Origin of the sequence: Methylobacterium sp. J-077, assembly GCF_022829365.1 — a bacterium.
Classification (GTDB): Bacteria; Pseudomonadota; Alphaproteobacteria; order Rhizobiales; family Beijerinckiaceae; genus Methylobacterium.
The window spans coordinates 1-1862 of sequence record NZ_JAKSYJ010000217.1 but is presented as its reverse complement, the minus strand read 5'-3'; the positions used below and the strand labels follow the sequence as shown (position 1 = coordinate 1862).

The 1862-nt window shown below is 71.5% G+C and carries 1 protein-coding gene; it reads right to left on the bottom strand.

The features are described from left to right. A partial coding sequence (gene dxs, locus MKL11_RS27120) for a 1-deoxy-D-xylulose-5-phosphate synthase (RefSeq protein WP_243949115.1) occupies positions 1 to 1862 on the bottom strand: 1862 nt, incomplete at both ends.

The window sequence follows — 1862 nt, the reverse complement described above, 5'->3', positions numbered from 1 at the left end:
GCGGTCTTGACGATGGTGGCGGCGTCGAGGCCGGCCTCGGCGTACATCTTCTCCGGGCTGTCGTGGTCCTGGTAGGTGTCCGGCAGCGTCAGCGTCCGCACCCGGACCCGGCCCGCATCCAGCGCGCCCTGCTCCGACAGCAGGTGCAGCACCATCGCCCCGAACCCGCCGCGCGAGCCCTCCTCGATCGTGATCAGCACCTCGTGGCTCTGGGCCAGCTCCAGGATCAGCGCCTCGTCCAGGGGCTTGGCGAAGCGCGCATCCGCCACGCTCACCGCGACCCCCTGGTCCGACAGCGCATCCGCCGCCTTCAGGGCCTCGGACAGGCGGGTGCCCAGCGACAGGATCGCCACCCGCGCCTCCGGGTCCCGGCGGACCATCCGGCCCCTGCCGATCGGAAGCACGTCGCCCCGCTCCGGCAGCTCGACGCCGACGCCCTCGCCGCGCGGGTAGCGCAGCGCGATCGGGCCCGAGTCATGGGCGTGGGCGGTCGCCACCATGTGCACCAGCTCGGCCTCGTCGGACGCCGCCATCACGGTCATGTTCGGCAGGCAGCACAGATACGCCAGGTCGAACGCCCCGGCATGGGTCGCCCCGTCGGCGCCGACCAGACCGGCCCGGTCCAGGCAGAACCGCACGGGCAGGTTCTGCAAAGCCACGTCGTGCACGACCTGATCGTAGGCCCGCTGCAGGAAGGTCGAGTAGATCGCCACGAACGGCCGGTAGCCCTCCGTCGCCAGGCCGCCCGCGAACGTCACCGCGTGCTGCTCGGCGATGCCGACGTCGAAGGTCTTGTCCGGGTGGGCCTTCCCGAACAGGTCGATGCCGGTGCCGCCGGGCATCGCCGCGGTGATCGCCACGACCCGGTCGTCGGCGTCCGCCGCCTTGATCAGGCTCTCGCCGAACACCCGCGTGTAGGCCGGGGCGTTGGGCTTGGCCTTGGCCTGGACGCCCGAGACCACGTCGAACTTGACCACGCCGTGATAGCGGTCGGCGCTGGCTTCCGCCGGGGCGTAGCCCTTGCCCTTGCGGGTGACGACGTGGAGCAGGATCGGGCCGTGCTCGGCGTCGCGGACGTTCTTCAGCACCGGCAGCAGCTGGTCGAGGTTGTGCCCGTCGACCGGGCCGACATAGTGGAAGCCCATCTCCTCGAACATGGTGCCGCCGCCGACCACCAGGGAGCGGGCATATTCCTCGGCCGCGGCCGCGCGCTGGTAGAGCGCCTTGGGCAGGAGCTTGCCGAGCTGCTTGGCGGTCTCGCGCAGGGACTGGTAGGTGCCCCCCGAGGCCAGCCGCGCCAGGTAGCCCGACATCGCGCCCACCGGCGGGGCGATCGACATGTCGTTGTCGTTGAGGATGACGATCAGGCGCGAATGCAGGGCGCCGGCATTGTTCATGGCCTCGTAGGCCATGCCGGCCGACATCGAGCCGTCGCCGATCACCGCGATGGCGTTGCGGCGCTTGGACTGACGGCCCTTGGCCTTGGCGGAATCGGCGTCGAGGTCGCGGGCGACCGCCATGCCGAGGGCGGCCGAGATCGAGGTCGAGGAATGGGCGGCGCCGAACGGGTCGTAGGCGCTCTCGGAGCGCTTGGTGAAGCCGGACAGGCCGCCCCCCTGGCGCAGGGTGCGGATGCGGTCGCGGCGCCCGGTGAGGATCTTGTGCGGGTAGCACTGGTGGCCGACGTCCCAGACGATGCGGTCGTCGGGGGTGTCGAACACGTGGTGCAGGGCGACGGTGAGCTCGACCACGCCGAGCCCCGAGCCGAGATGGCCGCCGGTGATCGACACGGCGTCGATCATCTCGGCCCGCACCGCGTCCGCCACCGCCTGCAGCTCGGATTCGGGAAGCTGCCGAAGCGC